Source organism: Bacillus haikouensis (assembly GCF_013179555.1).
Lineage (GTDB): Bacteria > Bacillota > Bacilli > Bacillales > Bacillaceae_B > Rossellomorea > Rossellomorea haikouensis_A.
In genome coordinates this window covers 1-4,214 of record NZ_JABMCR010000317.1, presented here as the reverse complement: position 1 = coordinate 4,214, position 4,214 = coordinate 1, and the positions used below count along the sequence as shown (strand labels likewise).

At 36.5% G+C, this 4,214-nt stretch carries 6 protein-coding genes; all 6 read left to right on the top strand.

Going from position 1 to position 4,214, the window contains the following annotated elements:
- The first annotated feature begins 128 nt into the window (after positions 1-128).
- A complete protein-coding gene (locus HP456_RS20540) occupies positions 129-797 on the top strand; it encodes a GntR family transcriptional regulator (protein WP_172254587.1) in 669 nt (222 codons plus the stop codon).
- A gap of 49 nt (positions 798-846) precedes the next feature.
- Positions 847-1,539, top strand: a complete 693-nt coding sequence (locus HP456_RS20535; RefSeq protein ID WP_172254585.1) for a DUF2848 family protein — start codon at positions 847-849, stop codon at positions 1,537-1,539.
- A gap of 11 nt (positions 1,540-1,550) precedes the next feature.
- A complete protein-coding gene (locus HP456_RS20530; protein WP_172254583.1) occupies positions 1,551-2,348 on the top strand; it encodes a carbon-nitrogen family hydrolase in 798 nt (265 codons plus the stop codon).
- Between the two features lie 12 nt (positions 2,349-2,360).
- On the top strand, positions 2,361-3,368 hold the full coding sequence (locus HP456_RS20525) for a TRAP transporter substrate-binding protein (RefSeq protein WP_172254581.1): 1,008 nt from the start codon (positions 2,361-2,363) through the stop codon (positions 3,366-3,368).
- A 57-nt stretch (positions 3,369-3,425) separates the two neighbouring features.
- A complete protein-coding gene (locus tag HP456_RS20520; RefSeq protein ID WP_172254579.1) occupies positions 3,426-3,884 on the top strand; it encodes a TRAP transporter small permease in 459 nt (152 codons plus the stop codon).
- Positions 3,881-4,214, top strand: a 334-nt coding sequence (locus HP456_RS20515; RefSeq protein WP_172254577.1) for a TRAP transporter large permease subunit, incomplete at its 3' end; no start/stop codon positions are given. The genes HP456_RS20520 and HP456_RS20515, both read left to right, overlap by 4 nt.

Sequence of the window (4,214 nt, the reverse complement as noted above, 5' to 3'; positions counted from 1 at the left end):
ACAGATTTTTAGAAAATGGCAGTGATATAATACAGCTGTTTTATTTTAATTTTATTAATTATTGACATTTCTGAATATTATACTGTATAGTGTATAATGTATACATTAAACATATGTGAGGTTTTATCATGGACAAGTTTAATTTGAAACCTGTACAAAAGAAAAAAACTACAAAAGAAATTGTATATGAACAGGTTAAAAAAGCTGTTTTAAATGGAACGATTGGCAAAGATGAAGTACTAACTGAGACGCTCCTTGCAGACAAGCTAGAGACATCTAGGACACCAGTTAGAGAAGCAGTTGCCGATCTAACAAAAGATGGACTATTGGTTCATATCCCGAGAAAAGGCTTTAAGGTGCGTAGGATTACTGAGAACGAAAAAGAACAAATTATCTTTTTAAGAGTTTCTATTGAAACAGAAGGGCTCCGCAAACTGGTTGGTTCTGTGAAGGAAGAACAAATCGATTTGTTAAGAGGAATCATTTCCAGTCAGGAAATGGCCATGAAAGAAAATGACCGAGTTCAATATATAGAGTTGGACCAACTCTTTCATAGAAAGATTCTTGAGTTTGCAGATCAAAATCTTTTAGAACAAATCCTATTAGAGTTGTATAACTTAGCAAGACTTATTGGGCACCAGGCATTAATGAAAGAAGGAAGAATGGAAGAGGTTATTAAGGAGCATAATGACATTCTTAACGCATTGGAAGCTAAGGATAGTGAGAAGGCTTTAGAATTAATGAATAAACACTTGCAAAAAACAAGAGAAACTGTTAAGGCTGTTGAAAAACAATAGTTTTTTCTTTCAGGATTAATGTAAGCGATAACATAGGAGGGCAAAAGAAATGACACAAACGCAAACAAACTTAAGGTTTCACCAAATTGAAGTGGATGGGCATAAAGAAAGCCTACAACTCAACGCAGCTTACTGTATCGGTTACACAGGCAGAAATAAAGAGAAAACCTTTTTACATGTTAAGGAATTAGCTGGAATTGGAGTACCTGAGCCGGAAGAAATTCCATCTCTTTACCCGGTGAGACAAAGCAGCCTGACACAAAACGGAACACTTGAAGTTTTAGGGAACCAAACGAGTGGTGAGGCAGAGATTGTATTGATTTTTGGGAATAAACCTGAAGAGATCTATGTAACGGTTGGCAGTGATCATACAGACCGTTCGCTTGAAACGATTGATATTAATAAATCAAAACAAGTATGTGATAAGCCGTTTGCAAAGAAAGCATGGAAACTTGATAGAATTGTAGGCCACTGGGACAAGTTGGAACTATCTTCTCGAATTTATGTGAATGGGAAGTGGGAAGATTACCAACAAGATACGATTGAAGCGATTATTCCACTGCAAGAAATAAAAGACTATTTATCCCGTAAAAAAGTTTCTTTTACAAATAGCATTGTATTTTCAGGAACGGTTCCATTACTTGATGGTTTTAAATATGGAGAAAAGTTTAGAATGACATTTACTGACCCAGTTTTGGAGGACAAAATAGTCTCAGAATATGAAATCGTAAAAATAGGATAGGGGTGAATAATATGAAATTTTCCTTATATCAAATGGATATTTTTCCGGGTGAATCAGATAAAAACAGGGAAAAAGTCAAAGCATGGGTTGAAAAAGAGGTAGAAAATAACAACCCTGATACGATTGTTCTGCCTGAAATGTGGACAACAGCCTATACTCTTGCAGACCTTGAAGATTTGGCCGATCAAAATGCAGAACCTACCAAAAGCTTTTTGGAAGAATTGGCAGCTAAATATAAAATTAATATCATCGGCGGTTCAATAGCAAATAAAGTAAACGATGATATTTATAATTCCTCTTTCGTAGTGAATCGCAATGGAACAACTGTTTATCAATACGACAAAGCACATCTAGTGCCGATGTTAAATGAACATACCTATTTAACAGGAGGTAAAAAACCTGCAGAGGTGTTCGAGCTAGACGGAATAAAAATGGGACTGATTATTTGTTACGATTTGCGATTTCCGGAACTTATTCGTTCTCTTGCCCTGGAAGGTGCACAAATATTACATATAGTAGCGGAATGGCCGTTAGCACGGCGTTCACACTGGAGAAATCTTCAGTTAGCCAGGGCGATTGAGAACCAGATGTATGTTCTATCCTGTAATCGGATCGGAACCTATGACGACGTGGAATTTGCTGGTACTTCAATGGCTATAGATCCGTGGGGAGATATTCTTTTAGAAGGATCCGTTAACAAAGAGGAAACGTTAATGATATCTCTTGACCTTGAGAAAGTAAAGCAGGTTAGAAATGATGTGCCTATTTTTACAAGCAGGGTGCCTCATTTATATAAAACAAATTTATAAGGGGGATAAATAATGAAACTCAAGAACATTTTTCTATTCATTATGATTGCACTGTTACTTGTAGTGGGAACAGCATGTTCAAGCTCTAACACTAGTGGTGATTCAGAAGGCTCTGAGGATTCCGTCACATTAAAGCTGGCCCATTCAGGCTCTGATTCACATCAATATAATATTGCTGCTAAGAAATTTAAGGAAATAGTAGAGGAAAAGACAGATGGTTCCGTCAAAATTGAAATCCATGGAAATGCAACTCTGGGAAGTGAAGCAGATGTAATCGAGCAAGTTATGGATGGATCTGTTGATATGACGACTGTTTCTGCTGACAGTTCTTTTGCAAACACTGTTCCTGAAATGAATGTATTTGGAATCCCTTATTTGTTTGAAGATCGTGAACATGTCTATAGCACACTAGATGGAGAAGTCGGGAAAGACTTACAGGGACTAGTTGATGAACATAATATGAAAGGTCTTGGTTACTGGGAAGTAGGATTCAGACATTTAACAAACAATAAGAGAGAAATTACAAAACCAGAAGATATGAAAGGATTGAAAATTCGCGTTCAACCAGCTCCTGTTTGGGAAGCACACATGAAAGCTCTTGGAGCCAGTCCTACACCTGTTGCTTTTAATGAATTGTATTCAGCACTTGACCAGGGGGTAGTAGATGGACAGGAAAACCCCCTTCCTACTATTGACTCTATGAAATTCTATGAAGTTCAAAAATATGTTGCGCTGACTGCTCACAATTACTCGCCTGCAATTGTTGTAATGAGTAACAATGCGTGGGATAAACTTACTAAAGAACAACAAAAAGCAGTTCAAAAAGCAGTTGATGAAACGACTGAATATCACCGTGAAACGCTTCAAGAAAAAGAACAAGCGATAATAGATAAGCTTGAAGAAAATGGTGTAAAAATTACAGAACCAGATCGCGATGCTTTCCGTGAAGCTACTAAAAACGTTAAAGATGCAGTAAGTTCTGAAGTTCCTGAAGACCTGATTAATCGAATCAAAAAATAACATTTAAATTCCGGGATTCTTTCCCGGAATTATTCATTCATGGAAGGAGGAAGCCGTATGGTTTTCAGCAAAATCGATACCTTTCTTGGCAAGCTGTTGGAAGTCATTATTACTATATGTTTATCAGTAGCAGTGATTGTAACTTTTCTGCAAGTTTTATTTCGTTATGTGCTTCAACAGCCGCTTAGTTGGTCACAGGAAGTATTAATGATTAGTTTTGTATACAGTGTGTTGTTTGGAGCGGCCCTTGCCATTAAAAACAGAGAACACCTTGCTGTAGATGTTCTTGAGAATGCTCCAGAATGGTTCTCAAAAATATTAAACATTCTTGAATTTATTATCGTCGGTATTGTAATTATTTTGTTGATGTATTTTGGATATCTTTTAGTAATGGATAACTTTGAATCTGGCCAAATTCTCGGCATTCTTCCTTTAAAAAAAGCGTATGTTTACCTTGCTATTCCTTTTAGTGCTTTTTTCATGTTCTATTATCATATTAAGAAGGTGTTTTCATGATTTGGTTAGTTGTCCTGTTGTTTCTACTAATCTTGTTAAGAATACCAATCGCTTTTGCATTAATGTTCGTATCAATTTTCGGAATCGTAATTGTAGATCCAGGCTTGTTAACAAATGTTCCGAGAAAAGTATTTAGCGGAATAGATAATTTTACGCTTGTAGCCGTACCTCTCTTTATTTTAGCAGGAGAAATTATGACCAAAGGCGGAATATCAAAACGACTTATTAATTTCTCGAAAACACTTGTTGGTCCTTTACCGGGTGGTTTGGCGATGGTAGTTGTTCTAGCGAGTATTTTCTTCTCGGCCCTTACTGGAACAGCAATTGCAG